We start from the raw sequence: 25818 nt of genomic DNA, 5'->3' as shown, positions 1-25818 counted from the left end.
GGCAGGCGATACCGCCGCCGCGTGTTGCGCCGCCGCCTGTCCGAGCATGCTTTCCCATGGCACCAGCGTTTTGTCGATGACGAGTTCGGCTTCGGGCGCGACCGGTTGCGGCAGCTGTATTGGCTGCGCCGATGGGGCGGTGGTGGCCGCGTCGGCGACGGGGTGGGGCGGCGAGACCGGAGTGGCCGGAGCGACCGGTGCGTCCGGCGAGACCGCCGAGACCGGCGAGACCGGCGAGACCGGCGAGACCGGCGAGACCGGCGAGATCGGAGTGATCGGAGTGATCGGAGTGATCGGAGTGATCGGAGTGATCGGAGTGATCGGAGCGACCGGAGCGACCGGAGTGGCCGGAGTGACCGGCGAGTCCGACGCCGCGCTGGTGTTCGCTGCCAGTGCGGCTTCGGGCGTCGCTTCGTCCAGCCAGGGCGCAGTGGCGACGGCAGGCGTCGGCGCGGCAGCGGTTTGCGCCGCGGCGAGCGCATGGCCGGCCGGTTCGCTGGCGTGTTGCTGTGCGACCGGCTCACTCACGGGGAGGGCAGGGGCCGGCTGGGTTTCGTCGTCGTGGTGGACGGCAGTCGCCCAGTCCTGCGCGTCGTCTTCGTCCGGCAGCGAGTCGTCTTGCGAAATTTCGTCGTGCAGCTGCGCCGCGAAACGCTGGAACGGTGTCGCCGCGGCTGCGGGCGAGTGCTCCGGCGTGTCGGCCGGCGAGGCGGCATGGGCCGGCGCCGATACAGCGACTGCCGACGCGACCGGTGCCGCCACCGTCGATAGAGGTTTCGCAGGCGTGGGCTCAGCGACCGGCTCTACAGACACGGACACGGTGTGCGCCAGCACGACCGGTGCAGGAGTTTCAGCTAGCGCTTCGGCCGTTGCTTCGCTCGTTACTTCGGTCTCGATCCCGGCGGCCGCTTTCGTTGCAATGGGAGCAGCGGACTCGATCGCATCTGTCGCCTGCGATGTAGTCGCCGGCTGCACGTGAATGACCGGCGGTTCGGTCGGCCATTGCGCCACTGGCTGCGCGATGACCTCCAGCGGGGTATCGATGGCGTCCGGGGTCGGTGCGGGTGCTGCCTCCGCCGGTGCTGCGTGCACGGGGTCGGCTGCAATTGGCGCTTCTTCGAAGGGCACTGCGTCGACCGGCACGACATGGGACGGCGTTACTTGTGTCGGCTCCGCCTGAACCGGCGTGGCATCGACCGGCGTTGCCGCGAGCGGTGCCACTTGCACCGGCTGTGCGGGAGCCGACGTTGCACCGACATGCGCCGCTTCGACGGATGCAGCTTCAACTGGCGCCGCTTCGACCGGCACAGCTTCGACCGGCACAGCTTCGACCGGCAGAGCTTCCACCGGCAGAGCTTCTACCGGCAGAGCTTCTACCGGCAGAGCTTCTACCGGCACAGCCTCGACCGCCGCCACATCCCCGACCTGCTCATCCGCCCGAAGCCCCACCGGCGCCGGCTGCAAGTCTCCGCCCGCCACCGCCGTCGCCACCTCACCGACCTTCACCGCTTCGCTGGCGCGGCTACGCGCAAGGCTCACCCCGGCCATATCGGTCCAGCGGGCGGCGTTTTCCGCGATGCTGCGCAGCGTCTCCTGGACGCTCGCGGGCGGGGTGACTTGCGGCGCGTTCGACAGCGGCCGGGTAAACGCAGGCGCCGCAGGCGCGCTCCGGCGGGCGACCGCCGGCGGCGTGACGCCGCTGTTGCGCGTGACCTGGAACGGTTGACGCGGCGTCGCGCCGCGATTGAGCGACGCGCCAGGCTCGGCCGGACGTTGCAGCGACGACGGCCGGTCGCCGCGAGTCGCCGCATGCACGGATCCCGTGCTCATGCCGATACCGGCGCCCGCCGCCGACGAACGCGCGGCCATCGCCTGCGCGGCGCGCGGCGACACCCCCGACGCGCTCGCAGCCGTCGCCGCCAGCGCCGCGCTGGAGCCGAACGACGCAGCCGGACGCGCTTCAGCCGCGGCACGGCGGCCAGGCAGCGCGACACCATCGCGAGCCGAAACCGGGGCGCCCGCAGCGCGCGCGGCGGACACAGCGGCCGAACCCGCACCCGCCAGCGCCGAACCCGAACCCGAGCCCGCAACACCTGAACCGGCAACACCCGCGCCTACGCGCGCCTCGGCCGACCGCAGCCAGCCGGCCGGCGCAACCGGCTCGGTCGGCACGAAGGGCGCGGCTGCCTTATCCGTCGATTTTCCGGACGAGGTCCGGTCCGCCCCAAGCGCCTGCGTTTGCATTGAAGACATCGATGCCGCCGCAGCCGTCGAGCGCGGCGTCGCGAGGGTCCCGGTGCGCAACACCGGCTCGATCTGCGTCACGGGCCCGCGCGCGCTGCCGTTGCCACCATTCCCGTCCGCACGCGAGCCCGCGCCGGCGCCGCGCGCGGCCGCGTCCTTGCCGCCGGCCACAGCAGCGCCGCCAACTCCGGCCGCAGCGGCCGCCGCAGCGCCACCGTCGCGCGCTCCACGCCCGCCGGCAGGCGGGCGCCACACGGTAGGCCGCGCATAACGCCCGCGGCTGGTCCTCGGCGCCATCGTATTAGTGGCGGGCAGCGCATGCGACGGCGCGGCATCGTCGACCGTGCGATGACGCCGCGCTTCCTCGTCGCGTTTCGCGAGCCCGCGCGACAGACCGAGGCCGAACGCGCCGTCGGCCCAGATTGCGACGTCGCCCCAGCTGAAATCGATCAGCCACGGCAAGCTGATCAGCAGCAGCGCGAGCGCGGCGAGCGGCGTGCCGATGTGGCCGAGCAGATGGCCGAAGCCCGCGGCGAGCGCGTGGCCGAAACCGTTGATGCCGATCAGATCGAGCAGCGAAGCCTCGAGCGTGCAACTGGCGATCAGCACGCCGACGAAGCCGAGCCACAGCCGGATCGTGCCGGGGCCGCGCAGCCCCGCGCCGCCCGGCAGCACCGACTTCACGACGCGCCACAAGAGAGGAAGAAACCAGACGGCCGACCCGCCGAACCAGCCGAAAACTACCGTGTGCATACCAGACATCTACGAATGACGGACCGCGCGAGCGCGCAACCCGTCGAGTTTAAAAGCGAACCGTCGCACGAGCGAGGTTGGCGTCATTGGTCGCTGCGATCGAACACCAGCGTGTCGCCGTTGTCGAGGATCAGTTGCATCTGTTGCGGCGCGCGCATCTGCACGCCGGTGCGCTCGATACGCGCGAGCGCATCGAGGAACGGCCGTTCGAGTTCGCCGGCCGGCGACACGCACGCTTTGCGGGTGCCGGCGAGCGGGCCGAAGCTGAGCTTGCCGTCCTTCAGCGCATAGGTGCCGGCGAAGCGGTTGCAGCCGGAGAAACCGCTCGCGTGACGCTTGCCGCCTTCGGTCGAGAGCGCCAGCGTGAGCGGGCCCTGATCTTTCGACGGCACCGCGCGCGCCGCGCCGTCGGCGCTGTTCCACGAACTGAGCGTCCAGCTGGTGTCGTCGAGCAACTGCGCGGCGGCGGGATTGAACGGATCGGGCGGCGCCGCCGACGCGTCGGGATGGGTTGGGATCGCGCAGGCTCCGAGCAGCGTGGCGATGCTCAACGCGGCGGCGGCCGTGCGCAGGCACGGGGCGACACGCGCGAGACGTCGCGGGATGGAGCGGGTGAGCATGGCGGCGGTCCTCTTCAAACTGGCGAAGGCGTAAGGGTAACGTACTAAGCTCTTCGTGCGCGAGCGCACGCGTGCGGCGCAGCGCTCGCCGTCCCCCGCGACCGTCTGTCCGAGCGCCGCTTGCGAAGGGGTCCGCATGTTAACATCGCGTCCTGTCCAATCCCACTTTCATTCGACTTTTATCTGGAGACCTCATGCAGATCGGCCAACGGATCGGCACGCCCCTTTCTGAATCCGCGACGCGCGTCATGCTGCTCGGCGCCGGCGAGCTCGGCAAGGAAGTCATCATCGCGCTGCAACGGCTGGGCGTCGAAGTGATCGCCGTCGACCGTTATCCGAACGCGCCGGGTCACCAGGTCGCGCATCGCGCGCACGTGATCGACATGACCGACCGCGCCGCGCTGCGCGCGCTGGTCGAGCAGGAACGTCCGCATCTGATCGTCCCCGAAATCGAGGCGATCGCCACCGACGCGCTCGCCGCGATCGAAGCCGAAGCGCTCGCCGAAGTGATCCCGACCGCGCGCGCGACCCAACTGACGATGAACCGCGAAGGCATCCGCCGCCTCGCCGCCGAGGAACTCGGCCTGCCGACCTCGCCGTACGCGTTCGCCGACTCGCTCGATGAACTGCGCGCCGGCATCGCCAAGGTCGGCTATCCGTGTGTGGTCAAGCCGGTGATGTCGTCCTCGGGCAAGGGCCAGTCGGTGCTGCACAGCGACGCCGACGTCGAACCGGCATGGCAGTACGCGATGGCGGGCGGCCGCGTGAATCACGGCCGGGTGATCGTCGAGGGCTTTATCGACTTCGAATACGAAATCACCCAGCTGACCGTGCGCGCGATCGATTTCGAGACCGGCCAGGTCGGCACGTACTTCTGCGATCCGATCGGCCACGTGCAGGTGGCGGGCGACTACATCGAATCGTGGCAGCCGCAGCCGATGAGCCCGCGCGCGCTCGAACGCTCGCGCGAAATCGCTCACAAGGTCACCGCAGCGCTCGGCGGCCGCGGCCTGTTCGGCGTCGAGCTGTTCGTGAGCGGCGACGACGTGTGGTTCTCCGAAGTGAGTCCGCGTCCGCACGATACAGGTCTCGTCACGCTGTGCTCGCAGCGCTTCTCGGAGTTCGAATTGCATGCGCGCGCGATCCTCGGTCTGCCGGTGGATCCGTCGCTGCGCGCGCCGGGTGCGTCGGCGGTGATCTACGGCGGCCGGGACGAAGCCGGCATCGCGTTCGAAGGCGTGGCGGACGCGCTGGCGGTGCCGAACGCGGACCTGCGCCTGTTCGGCAAGCCGGAAAGCTTCACGAAGCGCCGCATGGGCGTGGCGCTCGCGACCGGCGAGAACATCGACGAAGCCCGCGCGCGCGCGAAACGCGCCGCGGCGGCGGTGCGGCCGGTGTCGGCGAAGTAAGCCGCATCGCCAGGCCCGGGCAGAGCAATTCATGACAGTCGAAGTTCGCGCCAATGCGCCGCGTCGGATCACGGCTCGCCATCTCGGCGCGCTCGGCGCACTCGGCGTGCTGGTGGCGGTGTGCGCCGGCCTCGGCGGCTGCGGTCTGGCCGCCGCGCCGTGCCGGATCGCCTCGGCGGGGCTGAAGATCGTGCCGGTGGTCGGGCACGTGGCCGCCGCGCCGACCGATGCCTGCGCCGGCGTCATCGATCCCTGATCGCAGCGCCGGCAACCTTAGGGGCCGGGCACCGCCCGGATCACGCGTTCCCCGTGTTCAATCCGCAGCACCAACCGAGGTGTTCGATGAAGACAGCGCTCGTTGCAACTCTCACGGCGGCGGCAACGCTGGTTTCGACGGCGGCGTTTCCGGGCGGCGCGGCGGCGGCGCCGCTGCAGTTCCGGCAGATCGAAGGCAAGCACCATACGACGCGCAAATACACGTGCGCAACCGGCCGCATCCTGCAGGTTACCTACTGGGACGCGCAGAACGGCCAGAGCTTCGCGGTGCTGCCGGTCAAGGGCACGCCGATGCTGTTCGTCAACACCGTGTCGGCGTCGGGCGCGAAGTACCAGGCCGGCAGCTATACGTGGTGGACCAAGGGACCGCGCGCGAATCTGTACGACCTCGCCAGCGGCGAGAACGCGCCGCCGCTGCTGTCGGATTGCGTGACCGTGATCCGCTGATTCCCATCTCAATCACCTCCAGACACGCCCCCTGCGGCCCTGCCCGCTAGCGGGCATCGTTTCCGTTCGAGTAGTAAGCTGTCCGGCATCGCGTCCGCCATGCCGGGCGCGTCGTCGCGCGCAGCATCCCGAATCCGCTATCCGTCCCCTTGTCATCAAGCGAGACCCTCAATGAAAGCATCGGACCTGTTCGTCAAGTCGCTGGAAGCCGAAGGTGTCGAGTATGTGTTCGGCATCCCCGGCGAAGAAAATCTCGATCTGCTCGAGTCGCTGCGCCGCTCGAAAATCCGTCTGATCCTCACCCGCCACGAACAGGCGGCCGGCTTCATGGCCGCCACCTACGGCCGTCTCACCGGCCGCACCGGCGTATGTCTGGCGACACTCGGCCCCGGCGCGACCAACTTCGTGACCGCCGCGGCCTATGCGCAACTGGGCGGCATGCCGATGCTGATGGTCACCGGGCAGAAGCCGATCAAGTCGAGCAAGCAGGGTCACTTCCAGATCGTCGACGTGGTGCGGATGATGGAGCCGCTCACCAAGTACACGCGGCAGATCGTCTCGATCGGCAATATTCCGGCGGCGGTGCGCGAGGCGGTGCGGCGCGCGGAGGAGGAGCGCCCGGGCGCGTCTCATCTGGAGTTGCCGGAGGACGTCGCGCACGAGGAGGGCGACGGCAAGCCGATTCCGAAGAGCTATAGCCGGCGGCCGGTGGCCGAGGAGAAGGCGGTCGCGCGCGCGGTCGAGGCGATCACCGCGGCGAAGCATCCGCTCCTGATGATCGGCGCCGGCGGCAACCGCAAGACCACCACCAAAATGCTGCGCGAGTTCGTCGACCAGATCGGCATTCCGTTTTTCACCACGCAGATGGGCAAGGGCGTGATCGACGAATCGCATCCGATGTGGCTCGGCAACGCGACGCTGTCCGACGGCGACTTCGTGCATCGCGCGATCGAGCACGCCGATTGCATCATCAACGTCGGCCACGATGTGATCGAGAAGCCGCCGTTCTTCATGCGCAGCGGCGAGGCCGGCGAGAAGACCGTGATCCACGTGAACTTCCTCGGCGCCGAGGTCGATCCGGTGTATTTCCCGCAGATCGAGGTGGTCGGCGATATCGCCAATGCGGTGTGGCAGCTGAAGGAAAGCCTGAAGGAGCGTCAGGAGCATTGGGACTTCTCGCGCTTCAAGGAGATCAAGGAGCACTTCGAAGCGCATCTGGTGAAGGGCCAGCACGACGACCGCTTCCCGATGTACCCGGTGCGGATCGTCAACGACGTGTACGAGACCACGCCGGTGGACGGCATCGTCTGTCTCGACAACGGCATGTACAAGATCTGGTTCGCGCGCTACTACCGCGCGCACGAGCCCAATTCGCTGCTGCTCGACAACGCGCTGGCGTCGATGGGCGCGGGCTTGCCGTCGGCGATCGCGAGCAAGATCGTGCACCCGGAGCGCAAGGTGATCGCGGTGTGCGGCGACGGCGGCTTCATGATGAACTCGCAGGAACTCGAAACGGCGGTGCGTTTGAGACTCGATCTGGTGATCCTGATCTTGCGCGACGACGCGTTCGGGATGATTCGCTGGAAGCAGGAAAACATGAATTTCCCCGACTACGGGATGACGCTCGCCAATCCGGATTTCGTCGCCTATGCGCAGAGCTACGGCGCAAAAGGACATCGGATCGAATCGGCCGACCAGTTCGCGCCGCTGCTGCGCGAGTGTTTCGCGACGCCGGGCGTGCACGTGATCGATCTGCCGATCGACTATTCGGACAACGAGCGCGTGCTCAATCGCGAGATCAAGCGGCTGTCGGCGCGGCTGTAAGCGGGCGCGACAGTCATCGAACGAATCGAATGCCTCGGAAGGAGAACGCGTGATGTTGCAGAAGACCTACCCGTACTATCTCGCCAACGAGCCGGTGGCGGCCAACACCGATCTCGAAGTCACCGACAAATTCAGCGGCGAAGTCGCGACCCGCGTCGCGATGGCCGACGCGGCCGCGATCGACAAGGCGATCGGCTACGCGGTCGACGCGATGCCGGCCATGCGCGCGTACCCGCCGTTCAAGCGCCAGGCGGTGCTCGAACATTGCGTGAAGCGCTTTCGCGAGCGCTACGACGAACTCGCGCTCGCACTGTGCATCGAGGCGGGCAAGCCGATCAACGATTCGAAGGGCGAGGTCACGCGGCTGATCGATACCTTCAAGGTGGCCGCCGAGGAAAGCGTGCGGATCGACGGCGAGATCATCAATCTGCAGATTTCGCCGCGCGCGAACGGGTATCACGGGTACGTAAAGCGCGTGCCGATCGGGCCGTGCTCGTTTATCTCGCCGTTCAACTTTCCGCTGAACCTGACCGCGCACAAGGTCGCGCCGGCGCTCGCCGCGGGCGTGCCCTTCGTGCTGAAGCCGGCGAGCCGCACGCCGGTCGGCGCGCTGATCATCGGCGAAATCCTCGCCGAGACCGATCTGCCGAAAGGCGCGTTCTCGATCCTGCCCGCGCATCGCGACGGCGCCGATCTGTTCACCACCGACGAGCGTTTCAAGCTGCTGTCGTTCACCGGCTCGCCGGCGGTCGGCTGGGATCTGAAGAGCCGGGCCGGTAAGAAAAAGGTGATTCTGGAGCTCGGCGGCAACGCGGCGGCGATCGTCGATGGCGATCAGGCGGGCAAGCTCGACTACGTGGTGGAGCGGCTCGCGTTCGGCGCGTTCTATCAGTCGGGGCAAAGCTGCATCGGCGTGCAGCGGATTCTCGTGCACACGAGCGTCTACGATGCGCTGCGCGAAAAGCTGATCGCGAAGACGAGGTCGCTGGTCATGGGCGACCCGAAGGACGAGAAGACCTTCGTCGGGCCGATGATCTCGGAAGCGGAGGCGAAGCGCCTCGCCGGCTGGATGGATAGTGCCGTGCAGGCGGGCGCGAAGATCATCGCGGGCGGCAAGGTCGACGGCGCGATGTTCGAGGCGACGCTGCTCGAAGACGTGAAGCGCGACACCGATCTGTATCGCAAGGAGGCGTTCGGGCCGGTCGCGGTGCTCGAGCGTTTCGACGATTTCGAGGCGGCGCTCGCGCAGGTCAACGACAGCGACTTCGGCCTGCAGGCGGGCGTGTTCACCGATTCGCTCGCGCATGCGCATCGCGCGTGGGACGCGCTGGAGGTCGGCGGGGTGGTGATCAACGATATCCCGTCGTTCCGCGTCGACAACATGCCGTACGGCGGCGTGAAGGACTCGGGGCTCGGCCGCGAGGGCGTGCGCTACGCGATCGAGGACATGACCGAGATGCGGCTGATGGTGATGCGGGAGACGTGGTGAGGTGAGGGCGCCCGCCACCGCGAGCGATTTTGCTGAAGTGCTACAATACCGGCCTTTCGGCGGTCGTTTCCGCCGACCGGAGCCGGTGGATTGCCCGGACTCCGACGGGCCTCGCGCGCAACGCCGTGGCTCCACCTTCATTCTGATGCCCACGCGGTCCCGACCGCTGTCGCGCGCATCGCGCCACGCGCATTTTTAGCGAAAGCCACCATGTCCGACACAGCCGTCACGCCCAGCACTGAGACTTTTGACCAATTCGGTCTCGCGCCAGACATCCTGAAAGCCATCAAGGAATCGGGCTACACGACGCCCACGCCGATCCAGGCGCAGGCGATCCCCGTCGTGCTGTCGGGCCGTGACGTGATGGGCGCCGCGCAGACCGGCACCGGCAAGACCGCCAGCTTCTCGCTGCCGATCATCCAGCGTCTGTTGCCACAGGCCAGTACCAGCGCGTCGCCGGCGCGCCATCCGGTGCGCGCGCTGATCCTCACGCCGACCCGCGAACTGGCCGACCAGGTCGCCGCCAACGTGCAGGCCTACGCGAAGCACACCGCGCTGCGCAGCGCGGTCGTGTTCGGCGGCGTCGATATGAATTCTCAGTCCGACCAGTTGCGCCGCGGCGTCGAAATCCTGATCGCGACGCCGGGCCGTCTGCTCGACCACGTGCAGCAAAAGACCGCGAACCTCGGTCAGGTGCAGATGCTGGTGCTCGACGAAGCCGACCGCATGCTCGACATGGGCTTCCTGCCGGACCTGCAGCGCATCCTGAACCTGCTGCCGAAGGAGCGTCAGACGCTGCTGTTCTCGGCGACGTTCTCCGGCGAAATCAAGAAGCTGGCCGCCACTTATCTGCGCAACCCGCAGACCATCGAAGTCGCGCGCAGCAACTCGACCGCGACCAACGTCACGCAGATCGTCTACGAGGTCGCCGAAGGCGACAAGACCGGCGCGGTCGTGCAACTGATCCGCGAGCGCGGCCTGAAGCAGGTGATCGTGTTCTGCAACAGCAAGATCGGCGCGAGCCGGCTCGCGCGCAGCCTGGAACGCGACGGCGTGGTGGCGACCGCGATTCACGGCGACCGCTCGCAGAGCGAGCGCATGCAGGCGCTCGACGCCTTCAAGCGCGGCGAAGTCGAAGCACTGGTCGCGACCGACGTGGCCGCGCGCGGTCTCGATATCGCCGAACTGCCGGCGGTGATCAACTTCGACCTGCCGTTCAACGCGGAAGACTACGTGCACCGGATCGGCCGCACGGGCCGCGCGGGCGCATCGGGCGACGCGCTGTCGTTGTGCAGCCCGAACGAGCGCAAACAGCTCGCCGACATCGAAAAGCTGATCAAGCGCCCGCTCGAACTGCAGCGCCTGACCGTCGATGCGCCGCCGCGTCACCGCCATGAAGATCGCCCGCCGCGCCGCGAGCGCAGCGACGCACGCGACGAGCGCAGCCGCCGCCGTCCGGGTGGCGCATCGGGTTCGTATGACCGGCCGCATCATCATCGCGCGCAACCCGTCGACGACTTCTTCCTGAAGCCGTACGAGCCGTCGCCGGCTTCGGTGCGCAAGGTCGAGGAAACCGCAGGGTCGAACGGCGGCGCGCCGCAGAAGCCGGCGCCGAAGCGTCAACTGGCCGCGCTGCTCGGTGGTTTGGGAATGCCGCGCAAGAGCTCGTCGTCCTGATGAGGCTTGCGCTCGACGTGCAATGCGTCGAGTGAATGCCGCGGCGCCCAATGCCGCGGATCGTGCCGGATGCGGCTCACTGCGAGCCGCGAATCTCCATCCGTTTCGCCCACGCCGCCGTCGCGGCGCTGTAGAACTGTTCCAGCGTTCCCGCCGGCTCACTGCCCAGATCCAGTCCCAGATGCGCAGCCGCGGCGCGTAGCGCGTCGAGCGGCCGGTCGCTGTCGAGCGCGGTCGCGCCGTTCTGCTTGCTCAGCTTCTCGCCGTGCTCGTTCGTGACGACCGGCACGTGCAGATAGGCGGGCGTTGCGACACCGAGGCAGTGCTGCAGATAAATCTGCCGCGCGGTCGAATCGAGCAGATCCGCGCCGCGCACGATATGCGTGATGCCCGCATCGGCGTCGTCCACCACCACAGCCAGCTGATACGCCCATTGATCGTCCGCGCGACGCAGCACGAAGTCGCCGACTTCGGTCGCGAGGTTCTGCGCTTGCGGACCTTGCCAGCGGTCGTCGAACCTGACGATGGCCGCGTCGCCGTCAGGCACCCGCAGCCGCCATGCGCGTTCCGGTTTGCCATGCAGACCGCTACGGCAAGTGCCGGGGTACGCGAGCGTGGTGTTGCGCGCGTGCGCGTGCAGCAGCGAATCGGCGATTTCGCGGCGTGTGCAGCCGCACGGATAGACGAGGCCGCCGGCCTTCAGCTGTTCGAGCGCCTGCCGGTAATGCGCGACGCGTTGGCTTTGCCACAGCGGGGTCGCGTCCGCGCGCATGCCGAAGCGTTCGAGCGTGGCGAGGATGTCCTCGGCCGCGCCGGGCACGGTGCGCGGCCCGTCGATGTCTTCGATGCGCACCAGCCATTCGCCGCGATGCGCGCGCGCGTCCAGCCAGCTGGCGAGCGCGCTGACCAGCGAGCCGAAATGCAGCGGGCCGGTCGGCGACGGCGCGAAGCGTCCGCGATAGGTCATGGGTGTGAAGGAGAGAGGGCGGCGTCCGGGTGACGCCGCCGGCTGCCCGCCGCGCTTACGCGGCGCGGGCCGCCTTGCTGTCCGGATGGCACGCCGGACACGTCTTGCCCGCCACGTACAGCGGCGATTGTTGCTGCTCGGGCGTGACCACCGCGCGGCAGCCGAAGCATTGAGTGGTGGCCGACGGCTCCAGCTGCGGGTTCAGCGCGGTGCGATAGTCGAACACGAAGCAGTCGCCGTGATAGTGCGCGCCGCCGACTTCCTCGAAGTACTTCAGGATGCCGCCTTCGAGCTGGTAGACGTTGTCGATGCCGACTTCCTTCATATGGATCGCGGCCTTCTCGCAGCGGATCCCGCCGGTGCAGAACGACACCACGGTCTTGCCTTCCAGGTCCGCGCGATTGTTCTCGATCACTTCGGGAAATTCGCTGAACTTGCTGATCCGGTAGTCGAGCGCGTTGTCGAACGTGCCGACGTCGACTTCGAACGCATTGCGCGTGTCGAGCATCACGACCGGACGGCCTTCGTCGTCGTGGCCGCGGTCGAGCCAGCCCTTGAGCGTGGCCGCATCGACGAACGGCGCGCGGCCGAGTTCCGGGCGAATCGCCGGCTTTTTCATCGTGATGATTTCGCGCTTGAGCTTGACCAGCATGCGCGTGAACGGCTGCGAGTCGGACAGGCTTTCCTTGAATTGCAGACTCGCGAACTTGCCTTCGAACAGCGGATCGTGACGGATGTAGTGAATGAACGCGTCGGTGTTCTCGCGCGTGCCGGCGACGAACAGGTTGATGCCTTCCGGCGCGAGCAGCACGGTGCCGCGCAGGCCGAGCGCGTTGCAACGTTCGGTGACGAGGGGACGCCAGGCGGCGGTGTCTTCGATGGTCGCGAATTGATACGCGGCGAGATTGACGATACTCATGTGTGGTCTGCGGTAAAAATGGCCGGCGTGGCGAGGGGCGTTGCGGCGCCCCGCAAGCCCACTGGGGCGCGCGCTGAGCTGCGCAGTTGGGCGCGAGCGCGGCTCCGGGGTGGGATCCATTCGCGGCCACGTCGAATCAGGCGAAACCGCTATTATCCCTCAAGCTGGGGTTTTGCCCGACGTGGCCGAAACACTATGGGTTGCGCTAGCGCAAAGGACGGTCAGTAATTCCGTAAACGCCGTCGCAATACCCGCTCGATACCCTTGCAACACCCGCGCAAAAAGCCGCGCAAAAACCGCCGCGCACAACCGCGCAGTCCGTCGCGCCCAGCCCGTCCTGGCCGCATGGCCAACCCGCCGTTTCGACCTGAAATCCGCGCAACGCTGGGGTTACAATGTCGCCCATCATGTCAGATCCCCGCTTCGTTCATCTCCGCGTTCACTCCGAATTTTCGATTGCCGACGGCATCGTGCGTCTTGACGACATCGTCAATGCGGCGGCCAAAGACGGTCAGGGCGCGCTCGCGCTCACCGACCTCGGCAATGCGTTCGGCCTCGTCCGTTTCTATCAGGAAGCGCGTGGCAAAGGGGTCAAACCCATTGCCGGCTGCGACGTCTGGATCACCAATCCGGACGACCGCGACAAGCCTTCCCGTCTGCTGCTGCTGGTCAAGGACCGGCGCGGCTATCTGAATCTGTGCGAACTGCTCAGCAAGGCGTCGCTGACGAACCAGTATCGCGGCCGCGCGGAACTCGAAGCCGGCTGGCTCGAAACCGAGCTGGGCGAAGGGCTGCTCGCGCTGTCGGGCGCGCAATCCGGCGATATCGGTCTGGCGCTCGCGGCCGGCAATGAGGAAGCGGCCAGGCGCAACGCGCTCCATTGGGCGAAGGTATTTCCGGGCGGCTTCTATATCGAGTTGCAGCGCTGCGGCCACCCGGGCGGCGAGCAATACGTGCAGCAGGCGGTCGCGTTGGCGGCGGCATTGAAGCTGCCGGTCGTCGCGACCCACCCGATGCAGTTCATGACGCCGGACGACTTCACCGCGCACGAAGCGCGCGTGTGTATTTCCGAAGGCGACATTCTCGCGAATCCGCGTCGCCAGAAGCGCTTCACGCCCGAGCAGTATTTCCGCACCCAGCAGGAGATGGCCGAGCTGTTCGCCGACATCCCGGCGGCGCTCGCCAACACCGTGCAGATCGCCAAGCGCTGCAATCTGACGCTCGAACTCGGCAAGCCGAAGCTGCCGCTGTTCCCGACGCCGGACGGCATGTCGCTCGACGACTACCTGGTGCAGCTGTCGAAAGAGGGCCTCGAAAAGCGTCTCGAACAGCTGTATCCGGACGCGGCCGAGCGCGACGCGCAGCGCCCGACCTATTACGAGCGGCTCGAATTCGAGTGCGGCACGATCATCAAGATGGGCTTTCCGGGCTACTTCCTGATCGTTGCGGACTTCATCAACTGGGCCAAGAACAACGGCGTGCCGGTCGGTCCGGGCCGGGGCTCGGGCGCCGGTTCGCTGGTCGCCTACGCGCTCGGCGTGACCGACCTCGACCCGCTGCGCTACAACCTGCTGTTCGAGCGTTTTCTGAATCCGGAGCGGGTGTCGATGCCCGACTTCGACATCGACTTCTGCCAGCACGGCCGCGATCGCGTGATCCAGTACGTGAAGGAGAAGTACGGTGCGAATGCGGTGTCGCAGATCGCGACCTTCGGCACGATGGCGGCGAAGGCGGCGGTGCGCGACATCGGCCGGGTGCTCGACCTCGGCTACATGTTCACCGACGGCATCGCGAAGCTGATCCCGTTCAAGCCCGGCAAGCACGTGACCATCGCCGACGCGATGAAGGAAGAGCCGCTGCTGCAGGAGCGCTTCGACAACGAAGACGAAGTGCACCAGCTGCTCGAACTCGCTCAGCGCGTGGAGGGCCTCACGCGTAACGTCGGCATGCACGCGGGCGGCGTGCTGATCGCGCCCGGCAAGCTGACCGACTTCTGCCCGCTGTACACGCAGGGCGACGAAAGCGGCGTGGTCAGCCAGTACGACAAGGACGACGTCGAAGCGGTCGGCCTCGTGAAGTTCGACTTTCTGGGTCTGACCACGCTGACGATTCTCGACTGGGCCGAGCGTTACATTCGCCGTCTCGATCCGTCGAAGCAGGACTGGTCGCTCGCCCAGGTGCCGCTCGACGACCCCGCGGCGTTCTCGATCCTGAAGAAAGCGAATACGGTCGCCGTGTTCCAGCTGGAAAGCCGCGGCATGCAGGGCATGCTCAAGGACGCGCAGCCCGACCGTTTCGAGGACATCATCGCGCTGGTCGCGTTGTACCGGCCGGGTCCGATGGACCTGATCCCGAGTTTCTGCGCGCGTAAGCACGGGCGCGAAGTGGTCGAGTATCCGGACCCGCGCGTCGAACCTGTTCTGAAAGAGACCTACGGCATCATGGTCTACCAGGAGCAGGTGATGCAGATGGCGCAGATCATCGGCGGCTACTCGCTCGGCGGCGCCGACCTGCTGCGGCGCGCGATGGGTAAGAAAAAGCCCGAGGAAATGGCCAAGCACCGCGAGATTTTCGCGGAGGGCGCGGCCAAGAACGGCCTCACGCGCGAGAAAGCGGACGAAACCTTCGACCTGATGGAGAAGTTCGCGGGCTACGGCTTCAACAAGTCGCACGCGGCCGCGTATGCATTGCTCGCGTACCACACCGCGTGGCTGAAGGCGCACCATCCGGCCGAATTCATGGCGGCCAACATGTCGCTCGCGATGGACGACACGGACAAGGTCAAGATCCTGTTCGAAGACTGCCTCGCGAACAAGATGGCGGTGCTGCCGCCGGACGTGAACCAGTCCGCGTACCGCTTCGAGCCGGTCGCGGAAGCCGACGGCAAACGCTCGCGCACGATCCGCTACGGTCTGGGCGCGATCAAGGGCAGCGGCCAGAACGCGATCGAGGAAATCCTGCGCGCGCGCGAAGAGGGCGCGTTCATCGACATCTTCGATTTCTGCAATCGGGTCGATCGCCGTATCGTCAATCGCCGCACGATCGAGGCGCTGATCCGCGCGGGCGCGTTCGATTCGCTGCACCCGAACCGCGCGCAACTGATCGCGTCGGTGTCGCTCGCGATGGAAGCGGCCGAACAGGCGGCGGCCAATGCGTTGCAGGCGGGCCTGTTCGACATGGGCGATGCGCCGTCGCAAGGTCATGAGCTGGTCGACGAGGCGGAGTGGCCGGAAAAGCGCAAGCTGCAGGAAGAGAAGGCCGCGCTCGGCTTCTACCTGTCGGGCCACCTGTTCGACGCGTACAAGGATGAAGTGCGCCGCTTCGTGCGCCAGAAGATCGGCGATCTGAAGGAAGGGCGCGACAAGCTGGTCGCCGGCGTGATCGTGTCGCTGCGCACGCAGATGACCCAGCGCGGCAAGATGCTGATCGCGCTGCTCGACGACGGCAGCGGCCAGTGCGAAGTGACCGTCTTCAACGAGGTCTTCGAAGAGCACAAGCAGCTGTTCAAGGAAGACGAACTGCTGGTCGTGCAGGGCCAGGCGCGCAACGACGCGTTCACCGGCGGGATCCGCTTCACGGTCGAGACGGTGATGGACCTGGGCCGCGCGCGCTGCCGCTACGCGGACTCGGTCAAGGTGCAGATGAACGGCAATGCGGATGCGGCGGCGCTGCGGCGCGTGCTCGAAGCGCATAGCGCGGGCAAGGACGTGCCGGCTCCGGCTCCGGCGCCGGCCGCGCGCGGCAATGGTGGCGGCGGCAACGGCGGCGGGCGCGGCGGCTTCGGCGGCGACCGGCAGCGTCAGCCGGTGCAGATTCCGAACGGCCTCGCGGTGCAGATCGTTTATCGCAGCGAGAACGCGCAGGGCGAAATGCGCTTGGGCGACGCGTGGCGCGTGAAGCCGACCGACGAACTGCTCGCCGCGTTGCGCGGGGAGTTCGCCGGCAGTTCGATCGAGATCGTTTACTGATGTAGCTGATGAAAGCGTGGACCCGCGCCGAGTGCGCGGGCACCGCTGCTCACCGCCCGCCGGTTTTCTCCAGCCGGGAAATCTTCAGGAACCGGTAATACACGGTCTCCGCGTTGAACACCGCGATCAGCAGACCCGCGCGGCCGTCCAGAAACCCGCGCCGCAGCACGTAAGTGCGCAAAAACGCCCACAACCCACGCCCGATCGCGAGCCGGATGCTGCCTTTCTTGCCGGCCTCGTAGCGTTGCCGCGCGCCGGCCGTCGAATACGCGTCGAGCTTGCGCAGCACGCCCTCGTAGTCCTCGTACGAGTAGTGCAGCAGCTTGCCGGTCAGGCGCTGCGCAGGCGTGTCGAACACCAGCCGCTCGTGCACGAGGTCGTCGGAGAAACGCGCGGTGCCGCGTTTGAACAGCCGTGGAATCCAGTCCGGATACCAGCCGCTGTGATGCACCCACTGGCCGCAAAAGCTCGACAGCCGGTCCACCGCGTAGACGTTCGCGGCGGGCGCCGCGATGGCCGCGCGGATCGACGCGGCCAGTTCGGGCGTGACGATTTCGTCGGCGTCGATCGACAGGATCCAGTCCGTGGTCAGCGCCTCGACCGCGCGGTTCTTTTGCGGGCCGAAACCCGGCCAGTCGGTCTGTTCGATCACGCGGGCGCCGTTCGCGCGGGCGATCTCGGCGGTGCCGTCGGTGCTGCCGCCGTCGATCACGACGATCTGATCGGCGAAGGCCACCGCCTGCAGGCACTCGGCGAGCCGGGCCGCCGCGTTGCGGGTGATGAGGGCGACGCCAAGAGTAGTGTTTTGCATACCTGGGTAGCGTGGGCTCGGTTGCGGGGATTCGGGTGCGGCGACTCGGTGCGTGGACCCGGTTGCGTAGAGGTGCCACGCGAGCGGCGAGTATACACAGCCCCTTTTGTCCGCGCACCACCGGGTTGCGCGTTTCCGTGTGCGGCAGCGCGCACGCCGCGCCGGCCGCGATCTTCAAGCGATTACAATGCAGCTTTTCCATATTTCACGCGGCGGCCCCGGGCGTCGCGTGTTCGCCGTTCCGCATTTCCAGAGGACTCCTTGAGCGCGAAGCCAACCTTAAGCAAACCCATCGGGACAGGCGATGCGTCGTCGCCGGCCGTCGTCCTGCGCCGCCTGTGGCCGTTCATCAAGCCGCTGCTGGGGGTCCTGTTCGGCGCGATCTTCGCGATGGCGGTCAGCGCCGGCACCGACGCCGCGATTCCCGCGCTGCTCAAGCCGCTGCTCGACAAGGGCTTCGGCTCGCATGCAATCGACAAGACCAAGTGGCTGGTGCCGCTCGCGGTGATCGGCCTCGCGCTGATCCGCGGCGTGTCGCAGTACGCGTCCGGCTATCTGCTCGCGTATGTGTCGAACAAGATCCTGCTCGAACTGCGCCTGAAGATGTTCAACCGGATGATCCACACGAGCGTCGCGTTTTTCCAGCGCGAAACCGCGAGTACCGTGATCAACGCGATCGTCTTCGAGGTCAACCAGATCCTCAACGTGCTGCTGAGCGTGATGGTCACGCTGGTGCGCGATTCGCTGACGGTGATCTTCCTGCTCGGCTACCTGTTCTATCTGAACTGGCGGCTGACGCTGATCGTCGCGGTGCTGCTGCCGGGGATCGGCTGGCTGGTCGGCAAGATCAACCGGCGGCTGCGGCGTCTGAATCGCGAGCATCAGCTGCTGACCAACGAGCTGTCGTACATCGTCGAGGAGACGGTCGGCGGCTACAAGGTCGTCAAGGTGCACAACGGCGAGCAGTACGAAATGGACCGCTTCACCGCGATGAGCCGGCGTCTGCGCGGCTACGCGATGCGCATGACGGTGTCCGGCGGGCTCGCGCAGCCGCTCACGCAGTTCCTCGCGTCGATCGCGCTGGCGGTCGTGATCACGATCGCGGTGGTGCAGTCGTCGTCGGATCAGACCACGGTTGGCGGCTTCGTCGCGTTCGTCACGTCGATGCTGCTGATCATCTCGCCGCTCAAGCATCTGATGGACGTGAACCAGCCGCTGCAACGCGGAATGACCGCCGCCGAGCTGATCTTCGGTCTGATCGACGAGCCGGCCGAGCCGGAAGGCGGCGGCCGGCCGCTCGAGCGCGCGCGCGGCGAAGTCGAGTTCCGCGACGTGTCGTTCAGCTACGGCAGCAACTCGACGCATAGCCGTCACACGCTCGATCAGGTGTCGTTCAAGGTCGCGCCGGGCGAGATGGTCGCGCTCGCTGGCCCGTCGGGCAGCGGCAAGACCACGCTGGTGAATCTGCTGCCGCGCTTCTTCGATCCGACCGGCGGGCAGATTCTGGTCGACGGCGTCGCGCTGCCGGAATACGACCTGCATGCGCTGCGCAGCCAGATCGCGATGGTGAGCCAGGACGTCGTGCTGTTCAACGACACGATCGCGCACAACGTCGCGTACGGGCAAACCGCCGATCCGGAGAAGGTCAAGGCGGCGCTGCGCGCGGCCAATCTGTGGGATACGGTGCAGGCGATGCCGCAGGGCATCGAGACGCTGGTCGGCGACAACGGCATGATGCTGTCGGGCGGCCAGCGCCAGCGTCTGGCGATCGCCCGGGCGATCTACAAAGACGCGCCGATCCTGATTCTCGACGAAGCGACCTCGGCGCTCGACTCCGAATCCGAGCGCCACGTGCAGGCCGCGCTCGAAACGCTGATGAAGGGCCGCACGACGCTGGTGATCGCGCACCGGCTGTCGACGATCGAGCGCGCGGACCGGATTCTGGTGATGGAAGCAGGGAAGATCGTCGAGCGCGGCAGCCATCGCGAGCTGCTCGCGCAGGACGGTTTGTACGCGCATCTGCACCGGATCCAGTTTCAGCACAGCCCCGCGTAATTTCCAGGAACGGGTGCAGCGGGGCGGCGCGACGCGCCGTTCCTGCTGAAGTCCAGCCGAAGCGCCCGCCCCGGGCGCTTTTTTTCGGCAGCGGCAGCGGCACTGGCACTGGTAGCGGCCCCAGCGCTGGCGCCGCCGCCCCAGGCCCTTTAATGCGAAGCCGCGCCCGCCGTCTCGACCAACTGTTGCCGGATCGCGCTGAAGATGTCCGCGGGCGCGATCTCGTCGACGTCGCCGCTGCTCTGGATGCCGATCGAATGGCACTGCGCGGTCAGCCGCAGATAGGGCGGCTCGCGGTCCGAAAACAGCGACACGCTCGGCGTCGGGGTCGAATGCGCGACGTGCATCAACCCGCCGTCCGCGCCGACGAACAGACACGCGTTGGCCGCGACCTCGCGCGATTGCAGCAGGCTCAGCTTGCCGACGCAGGACTCGATCCGCAACGTCGTGAACGCTTGCCCGGCCAGCGCCTGCGCGGCCGCCAGCCCATTGTCCGAGCCGAGCAGCACGACCCGTTTGGGCAGCGTTCTGTCCGCCGACCGATCGAGCAGCGACAGCACTTCGCCCCAGCGGTTGTAGGTCCGGTTCGCGTCGAGTCCGCCGACCGCCAGCGCGACGAACCGCTCGTCGGGCAGCAGCGCGCGCACCGACTCGCGCGTCGCGGCCGAGGCCGTCAGATAAGGCTTGCTCAACTCGACCGCGCTCGCGGCCGAATAGCCGAGCGAAAAATAGCGATTGACCGCCGCATGGCTGAACGCGGTCTGGTTGCGGTCGGGGCCGTAGAAAAACTGGAACAGGCACACATAGGGCAGGTGCCGAAAGTGGCGGGCTTTCAGTTTGATCGACGGCAGATTGAATTCCGACATCACGATCGCGTCGTAGTGGCGGCTGGCAAGTTGCTGCAAGTCGGAATAAACGTGCTGGAAGATATCGTCTTCGCCGAACAGCGGATGCAGGTTCGGCAGCGTGAACAGGTCGATCTCGAAGCCGCGTCCCTTCAGCAACGCGCGTCCGGACAGGTCCATCGTCGCGTCGCCGAAATTGCGCTTGCCGGTATAGATCCACAGCAGCCGCTTCGTCGTGGACACGCTGTCCAGTTCCAGTCCGCGCTGTCCGAACCACCGCAGCAACAGCGCTTTGTGCAGGAACTTTTTGACGATCTTCGCTCGCGAGGTCTTGCGCAGAAAGGTGTCCGGCTCGTGCGCGACGCCGCTATAAGGAATTCGCACCGAACGGTCGACGGCGGTTTCCACGATTGTTTTGAACGGGGCGGGAGCAAGACGGTAGAGCGAGCGCATCAACGGTTTCATTGTCTGAAGCCTGCAAGCCGGTGGGCTGCGACAGGCGACGGTTGTCGAGAGCGGGCGCGCCGGTCATCGCGCGTCACGTAGCCCGCTATGGTAACAGTGCGCTTAGCGCCGACACACCGGGGGCGGGGCCCTGGGCCGCCGCATTGGCGGGCGTGCCGGCAAGGCCCTGGCAGCAGCGTGGCAACGCCCCGGCGAGGCCCCCAACGGCCCCGCGAATTACGGGATTAGCACGCGGACCCGGTACAATGGCGGGCCACATTACCCGGTCGCATATCGAATTCTGCGACGACTGGCTCCTACTAAAGACATGTCGACGCCCTCGAAAATCTGTTTGCCGCGCGTCACTTTGCGAAGTCTACCGCCTGCCCTGTTCCTGCTCACGTATCCGTCGGCGTCCCTGTTGATTCCGGGCGCGGGCAGCGCGTTGTCGATCGCCGCCGCGATCGTCGCGCTGGTGCTGCTGGCGTTACCGCAGCGCTGGACCGATCTGTCGATGCGCGACTGGGACCGCATCGATACCGCGTTCTGCGTGTGCGCCGCGTTGCCGGTGCTCGCGGTACTGCTGGCCGGTGTCGCGCACGGCCAGCTGGTCGTCAGCACGCTCGATTCCCCATCCCGTTTCCTGCTCGCCGCGCCGGTCTTTCTGATCTTGCGGCGTAGCCTGCCGGGCACGCTCGCGTGGGCCGATCTGTCGTTCGCGCTGGCGGCGCTGGCCTCGCTCGGCATTTTGCTGTTCATTCCGCGCGATTGGGGTCTCGGGCGCATCAGCAGCAAGTTCCTCAATCCGATCCACTTCGGCGATATCGCGCTGGCGATGGGTGCGCTGTCGGTGCTGTCGCTGAACTGGTGGCGCAAGGATCGCGCGGCAGTGCGGCTCGTCAAGATCGCCGGTCTGTTCGCGGGATTGGCCGCGTCGGTGATCACCGGCACGCGCGGCAGCTGGATCGCGATTCCGGTCGTCGCGGTGATGGTGGTTTATCTGCGCAGCCGCGGCAAGTCGCGCAAGTGGAAAGTGGTGCTTCCGCTCGCGATGGCGGCGCTGCTGGCCGGCGTCTACGTTTTTTCGTCGACCGTGCGGGCCCGCTTCGGCAGCGTGTCGTCCGATCTGGTCCAGTACATGCACGGCCATAAAGACACCGCGATGGGCATTCGCCTGCAGCTTTACGAGGCGGCGCTGCGCATCGTCGAAAGCCATCCGCTGCTCGGGCTGGGCGGCGACGGCTTTCGCGACAGCATGCAGGCGTTCGCCGATGCCGGCCTGATCACGCCGATCGCCGCGCAGTTCGGCCGCGGCGAGGCGCACAATCAGATGCTCGCGTATATGACGGACTACGGCGGCATCGGCGGCCTCGCGCTGCTAGGCATCTATCTGGTGCCGGGCATCATTTTCTGGCGCCGTCTGGGCGCGCCGGCCCTGCCGGCCCAACGGGCGGCGCTGCTGGGGCTGACCTTCGTGGTGTCGTTCTGGATCTTCGGGCTGAGCGTGGAAACCTTCGATCTGAAGCTGACCGTGTCGTTCTATTCGACGCTGCTGGCGATCCTCGTCGCCGGTTGCACGTACGCCGACCGCCGCGCGCCGCACAGCGGCACCGCGCAGTCCTCGCCCCGTTCCAATCAATAAGGTCCGATCCACTCATGTTCAGCATCCTGATTCCGAGCTGGAATAACCTGCCGTATCTGCAACTGTGCATCGACAGTGTGCGGCGTCACTCGGCGTTCGATCACGAGATCATCGTGCACGTGAACGAGGGTAGCGACGGCACGCTCGACTGGGTGCGCGCGCAAGGCATTCGACACACGTGGAGCGCGGGCAACGTCGGCGTCTGCATCGCGTTGAACGACGCGGCCCGGCTCGCGACCCGCGACTGGATCCTGTTCCTGAACGACGACATGTTCTGCACCCCAGGCTGGGATCTCGGCTTCGAGGCCGCGGTGCGCGCGCTCGACGGCTCGGCCGCGTATCTGTCGTCGGTGCTGATCGAGCCGACCGATACCGGCAACAGCAACGTCACCGCGGCCAATTTCGGCACCGGGCCGCAGAATTTCGACGAGGCGGGTCTGCTCGCGTACACGGCCGCGATGCAGGCGGCCGATCGCGACGGCGTGGCCGTGCAGCCGATGCTGATCAGCCGCCGGCTGTGGCATGCGGTGGGCGGCTACAGCATCGAATTCGGCCCCGGCATGAGCAGCGACGACGACTTTCTGATGAAGCTGTGGCTGGTCGGTTGCCGGGTGTTCCGGGTGGTCGGCGCGAGCCGCATCTATCACTTCGGCTGCAAGTCGACCGGCCGGATTCGCCGCAATCGCGGCGGCCGCGAATTCCTCATGAAGTGGGGGATCTCGCAGCGCGACTTTTTGCGCGGCTATATTCGCCGCAGCGCCGAGGCGGCGCCCGGCACGCTGCCGAACGTGCCGCGCGCGCCGTTCAAAAGCCGCGTCAAACGGGTGCTGTACGCGCTGAGCCGCTATCCGTTCGAGGATCTCGAAGGCTGGGACGCCGATCTGCCCGCCAAGCTGCCGTTCCTGAAGAAGCCGTCCGGCGCGACGCCGGCACAGCGCGGCGGGCGCGACTGAGCGGCCCGCGTCACACGCGCCGTGCGCCGCGCGCGGACCACATCACTACGGAATTCATCGCCGATGTTCTCAATCATCATCCCGACCTGGAACAACCTGCCGTACCTGCGCCTCGTGATCAAAAGTCTGCGGCGTCATTCGACGCATCAGCATCAGATCATCGTGCACGTGAACGACGGCTCGGACGGCACGCTCGCGTGGGTGCGCGACGAGGGCATCGAGCACACCGCGTCGCCGGACAACATCGGCATCTGCCACGCGGTCAACATCGCGGCGGCGCGCGCGACCCAGGACTACATCGTCTATATGAACGACGACATGTACTGCTGCCCGGGCTGGGACGACGCGCTGATCAAGCGTCTCGCGCAGATGCCGGCCGACAACCTGTTCATGCTGTCGGGCACGATGATCGAGCCGGTCGACACCGGCAATCCGTGCGTGGTGGTCAGCGACTTCGGCCGCGACGCGCAGGTGTTTCGCGCCGAAGAGCTGGTCGCCGCGACGCCGGGCCTCGCGCGGGCCGACTGGCGCGGCGCGACGTGGCCGCCGACGCTCGTGCATCGCGACTGGTGGTTCAAGCTGGGCGGCTACAGCAGCGAGCTGAGCCCCGGCATGAGCAGCGACAACGATTTCTCGATGAAGCTGTGGGACGCGGGCTGCCGCGTGTTCGTCGGGGTCGGCGACAGTCTCGTCTATCACTTCCAGCAAAAGAGCACCGGCAAGGTCGTGAAGAACGACGGGCGTCGCCAGTTTCTCAACAAGTGGGGGATCACGCAGGCGACCTTCGACCGCTACTACCTGCGCCGCGGCACCGCGCTCGACGGCGCGCTCGCGGTCGGCGAGCCGGAGCGCACGGGGCGGCTCAAGCGCGCGCTGCTGAAGTCGCGCATCAAGCGCGCGCTGGGCTGAACCAGCGGCTTCAGACCCGCGGCCGCGCAGCGGGTTCAAACCCCCGCCGCTTCAAACCCCGCCCGTCACCAGCGGCAGCACCGTCAGATCCGGATGCGTGCCGTCGACGATGCTGCGCCCCACGTGCACCGCTTCGTGGAGCGCTTCGTCGCGACTCGCGAAGCTCTCTTCGCCGTCCGCGTGAAACGGCACCGCATGGCCCGGAATATGCGGGTCGGCGCCCGGATGGCACACATAGCCGAGATACGTGTAGCGGCTGCTTTGCGCGGCCGCCGAAGCGATGGTCTGGGCGGCGCCCGGCGGTTCGATCGCGAGCGGCGACACATGTATTTCGAAGCCCTCGTAGAGCACGCTTTGCCACGCTGCGGTTTCGTCGGCCATGGCCGCCTCCGTCTTGCTGTGTGATGTCAAAAAGTCTAGGTGATTTGCCGCCGCAGCGCGTGGGCGCGAGCCCTGAGCAAAACCCGTAGGACGCGGACGAGAGACGCTGCCGCGCAAGCACGCGAACGCATCCCGCGACCGGCCGGCGAGCACGCTTGCGCCGCGCGCGGTCGGATAGAATGCTGCGCTTTGCCCGAATTCCGAGTCCGCCCATGTGGTTCAAAAACCTCCAGTTGCACCGTCTTCCCGCGCCGTGGTCCGTTACCCCCGAACAGATGCAGAAGTGGCTCGCGCCGTACGCGTTCGCGCCGGGCCAGAGCGTCGAGATGCAGGCGCAGGGGTGGGCGCCGCCGCGCGACGGCGACTCGCTCGTGTATGCGCTAAACGGCCAGATGCTGCTGACCTACCGCGCCGAAAAGAAGCTGCTGCCGGCCTCGGTCGTCACCCAGGTCACGCGTGAGCGCGCACTCGAACTCGAAGAGCAGCAGGGCTTCAAACCCGGCCGCAAGCAGATGCGCGAATTGAAGGAGCAGGTTACCGACGAGTTGCGGCCGCGCGCGTTCAGCATCCGCCGCGATACACGTGTGTGGATCGATTGCAAGAACGGCTGGCTGGTGATCGACGCGGCGTCGCAGACGGTCGCCGACGACGTGCGCGGGCTGCTGGTGAAGTCGATCGATCAGTTGCCGCTGATGAGCGTGAGCGTCGCGCAGTCGCCGGTCGCGGCGATGACCGGCTGGCTGCTCGACGGCGAGGGCCCGGCCGGCTTCACGCTCGACCAGGACACCGAACTGCGTTCGCCCGCCGAGGGCAACGCGACGGTGCGCTATGTCGGCCATACGCTGGACGCCGACGACATGCGCCGCCATATCGAAGCGGGCAAGCAGTGCATGCGGCTCGCGATGACGTGGAACGACCGGGTGTCGTTCGTGCTGACGCCGTCGCTGACGATCAAGCGGATCGCGCCGCTCGACGTGCTGAAGGAAGCGAGCGACCCGACCGCGCAGAACGACGACGAGCGTTTCGATTCGGACGTCGTGCTGATGACCGCGGAGCTGGACCGGCTGCTGACGGATCTGATCGACGCGCTCGGCGGCGAGCAGGACCAGGCGCGTTTCGGTTTGCCGCAGACGGTGGCGGCCTGACGCTTGACGCTAGCGGTGGGCGTCGAGGATGGTGTTGACG

At 67.0% G+C, this 25818-nt stretch carries 18 protein-coding genes; 12 read left to right on the top strand and 6 right to left on the bottom strand.

What is annotated here, in order from left to right; genetic code table 11:
• Positions 1-3080: 3080 nt before the first annotated feature.
• Complete coding sequence (locus LJ656_RS27150) at positions 3081-3617, bottom strand: META domain-containing protein (protein WP_230512621.1); 537 nt, start codon at positions 3615-3617, stop codon at positions 3081-3083.
• A 194-nt stretch (positions 3618-3811) separates the two neighbouring features.
• Here LJ656_RS27150 and purT point away from each other — a divergent pair, with 194 nt between their 5' ends.
• The 6 genes from purT to LJ656_RS27120 all read left to right on the top strand — a co-directional run bounded on the left by purT (position 3812) and on the right by LJ656_RS27120 (position 10739).
• Positions 3812-5026, top strand: coding sequence for a formate-dependent phosphoribosylglycinamide formyltransferase (gene purT / locus LJ656_RS27145; RefSeq protein ID WP_230512620.1), 1215 nt, complete (start codon positions 3812-3814; stop codon positions 5024-5026).
• A 31-nt stretch (positions 5027-5057) separates the two neighbouring features.
• Positions 5058-5282 (top strand): DUF6726 family protein, encoded by a 225-nt coding sequence (locus tag LJ656_RS27140; RefSeq protein ID WP_230512619.1) that lies wholly within the window; start codon positions 5058-5060, stop codon positions 5280-5282.
• Between the two features lie 86 nt (positions 5283-5368).
• The gene (locus LJ656_RS27135; protein WP_230512618.1) at positions 5369-5749 is read left to right on the top strand and encodes an MliC family protein; all 381 of its coding nucleotides are present in this window, start codon (positions 5369-5371) and stop codon (positions 5747-5749) included.
• Positions 5750-5920: 171 nt separating this feature from the next.
• The gene (locus tag LJ656_RS27130) at positions 5921-7573 is read left to right on the top strand and encodes an acetolactate synthase large subunit (protein ID WP_230512617.1); all 1653 of its coding nucleotides are present in this window, start codon (positions 5921-5923) and stop codon (positions 7571-7573) included.
• 52 nt (positions 7574-7625) lie between these two features.
• Entirely contained in the window at positions 7626-9062 is a 1437-nt protein-coding gene (locus LJ656_RS27125) for an aldehyde dehydrogenase family protein (protein WP_230512616.1), read from the top strand.
• A gap of 210 nt (positions 9063-9272) precedes the next feature.
• On the top strand, positions 9273-10739 hold the full coding sequence (locus LJ656_RS27120) for a DEAD/DEAH box helicase (protein WP_230512615.1): 1467 nt from the start codon (positions 9273-9275) through the stop codon (positions 10737-10739).
• Positions 10740-10815: 76 nt separating this feature from the next.
• On the opposite strand, the gene gluQRS is transcribed toward LJ656_RS27120, so the two are convergent.
• Positions 10816-11706 carry a tRNA glutamyl-Q(34) synthetase GluQRS gene (gene gluQRS / locus LJ656_RS27115; protein ID WP_230512614.1) on the bottom strand — a complete coding sequence of 297 codons (891 nt, stop codon included), beginning with the start codon at positions 11704-11706 and terminating at the stop codon, positions 10816-10818.
• Between the two features lie 55 nt (positions 11707-11761).
• Positions 11762-12625 (bottom strand): sulfurtransferase, encoded by an 864-nt coding sequence (locus LJ656_RS27110; protein WP_230512613.1) that lies wholly within the window; start codon positions 12623-12625, stop codon positions 11762-11764.
• A gap of 395 nt (positions 12626-13020) precedes the next feature.
• Here LJ656_RS27110 and dnaE point away from each other — a divergent pair, with 395 nt between their 5' ends.
• A complete protein-coding gene (dnaE, locus tag LJ656_RS27105) occupies positions 13021-16593 on the top strand; it encodes a DNA polymerase III subunit alpha (protein ID WP_230512612.1) in 3573 nt (1190 codons plus the stop codon).
• Positions 16594-16642: 49 nt separating this feature from the next.
• On the opposite strand, the gene LJ656_RS27100 is transcribed toward dnaE, so the two are convergent.
• Positions 16643-17404: a glycosyltransferase family 2 protein gene (locus LJ656_RS27100; protein ID WP_230512611.1), complete on the bottom strand. Its 762-nt coding sequence runs from the start codon at positions 17402-17404 to the stop codon at positions 16643-16645.
• Between the two features lie 261 nt (positions 17405-17665).
• Between LJ656_RS27100 and msbA the strand changes: the two genes are divergently transcribed.
• A complete protein-coding gene (gene msbA, locus LJ656_RS27095; RefSeq protein WP_230512610.1) occupies positions 17666-19459 on the top strand; it encodes a lipid A export permease/ATP-binding protein MsbA in 1794 nt (597 codons plus the stop codon).
• Positions 19460-19608: 149 nt separating this feature from the next.
• On the opposite strand, the gene LJ656_RS27090 is transcribed toward msbA, so the two are convergent.
• Positions 19609-20769: a glycosyltransferase family 9 protein gene (locus LJ656_RS27090; RefSeq protein ID WP_230512609.1), complete on the bottom strand. Its 1161-nt coding sequence runs from the start codon at positions 20767-20769 to the stop codon at positions 19609-19611.
• A 331-nt stretch (positions 20770-21100) separates the two neighbouring features.
• Here LJ656_RS27090 and LJ656_RS27085 point away from each other — a divergent pair, with 331 nt between their 5' ends.
• The 3 genes from LJ656_RS27085 (at position 21101) to LJ656_RS27075 (ending at position 24252) form a co-directional block, all read left to right on the top strand.
• Positions 21101-22390 (top strand): O-antigen ligase family protein, encoded by a 1290-nt coding sequence (locus LJ656_RS27085; protein ID WP_230512608.1) that lies wholly within the window; start codon positions 21101-21103, stop codon positions 22388-22390.
• A gap of 14 nt (positions 22391-22404) precedes the next feature.
• Positions 22405-23343 (top strand): glycosyltransferase family 2 protein, encoded by a 939-nt coding sequence (locus LJ656_RS27080; RefSeq protein WP_230512607.1) that lies wholly within the window; start codon positions 22405-22407, stop codon positions 23341-23343.
• Between the two features lie 63 nt (positions 23344-23406).
• Positions 23407-24252 (top strand): glycosyltransferase family 2 protein, encoded by an 846-nt coding sequence (locus LJ656_RS27075; RefSeq protein ID WP_230512606.1) that lies wholly within the window; start codon positions 23407-23409, stop codon positions 24250-24252.
• A gap of 51 nt (positions 24253-24303) precedes the next feature.
• Here LJ656_RS27075 and LJ656_RS27070 read toward each other — a convergent pair whose 3' ends face one another.
• Positions 24304-24633 carry a hypothetical protein gene (locus LJ656_RS27070; RefSeq protein ID WP_230512605.1) on the bottom strand — a complete coding sequence of 110 codons (330 nt, stop codon included), beginning with the start codon at positions 24631-24633 and terminating at the stop codon, positions 24304-24306.
• Between the two features lie 212 nt (positions 24634-24845).
• Between LJ656_RS27070 and LJ656_RS27065 the strand changes: the two genes are divergently transcribed.
• Positions 24846-25778 (top strand): recombination-associated protein RdgC, encoded by a 933-nt coding sequence (locus tag LJ656_RS27065; RefSeq protein WP_230512604.1) that lies wholly within the window; start codon positions 24846-24848, stop codon positions 25776-25778.
• Positions 25779-25818: the final 40 nt, after the last annotated feature.

It is taken from the genome of Paraburkholderia sejongensis (assembly GCF_020880815.1).
Classification (GTDB): domain Bacteria; phylum Pseudomonadota; class Gammaproteobacteria; order Burkholderiales; family Burkholderiaceae; genus Paraburkholderia; species Paraburkholderia sejongensis.
The sequence above is the reverse complement of the archived record's forward strand: the minus strand, read 5'-3'. Positions and strand labels throughout refer to the sequence as shown.

Bases quoted from the DNA above. Each gene is read 5' to 3' on its own strand.
- LJ656_RS27075 (WP_230512606.1), top strand. From the start codon at position 23,407: ATGTTCTCAATCATCATCCCGACCTGGAACAACCTGCCGTACCTGCGC.
- purT (WP_230512620.1), top strand. From the start codon at position 3,812: ATGCAGATCGGCCAACGGATCGGCACGCCCCTTTCTGAATCCGCGACG.
- LJ656_RS27100 (WP_230512611.1), bottom strand. From the start codon at position 17,404: ATGCAAAACACTACTCTTGGCGTCGCCCTCATCACCCGCAACGCGGCG.
- LJ656_RS27120 (WP_230512615.1), top strand. From the start codon at position 9,273: ATGTCCGACACAGCCGTCACGCCCAGCACTGAGACTTTTGACCAATTC.
- LJ656_RS27090 (WP_230512609.1), bottom strand. From the start codon at position 20,769: ATGAAACCGTTGATGCGCTCGCTCTACCGTCTTGCTCCCGCCCCGTTC.
- LJ656_RS27140 (WP_230512619.1), top strand. From the start codon at position 5,058: ATGACAGTCGAAGTTCGCGCCAATGCGCCGCGTCGGATCACGGCTCGC.
- LJ656_RS27135 (WP_230512618.1), top strand. From the start codon at position 5,369: ATGAAGACAGCGCTCGTTGCAACTCTCACGGCGGCGGCAACGCTGGTT.
- LJ656_RS27070 (WP_230512605.1), bottom strand. From the start codon at position 24,633: ATGGCCGACGAAACCGCAGCGTGGCAAAGCGTGCTCTACGAGGGCTTC.
- LJ656_RS27130 (WP_230512617.1), top strand. From the start codon at position 5,921: ATGAAAGCATCGGACCTGTTCGTCAAGTCGCTGGAAGCCGAAGGTGTC.
- LJ656_RS27080 (WP_230512607.1), top strand. From the start codon at position 22,405: ATGTTCAGCATCCTGATTCCGAGCTGGAATAACCTGCCGTATCTGCAA.
- gluQRS (WP_230512614.1), bottom strand. From the start codon at position 11,706: ATGACCTATCGCGGACGCTTCGCGCCGTCGCCGACCGGCCCGCTGCAT.
- LJ656_RS27125 (WP_230512616.1), top strand. From the start codon at position 7,626: ATGTTGCAGAAGACCTACCCGTACTATCTCGCCAACGAGCCGGTGGCG.
- LJ656_RS27150 (WP_230512621.1), bottom strand. From the start codon at position 3,617: ATGCTCACCCGCTCCATCCCGCGACGTCTCGCGCGTGTCGCCCCGTGC.
- LJ656_RS27110 (WP_230512613.1), bottom strand. From the start codon at position 12,625: ATGAGTATCGTCAATCTCGCCGCGTATCAATTCGCGACCATCGAAGAC.
- LJ656_RS27065 (WP_230512604.1), top strand. From the start codon at position 24,846: ATGTGGTTCAAAAACCTCCAGTTGCACCGTCTTCCCGCGCCGTGGTCC.
- dnaE (WP_230512612.1), top strand. From the start codon at position 13,021: ATGTCGCCCATCATGTCAGATCCCCGCTTCGTTCATCTCCGCGTTCAC.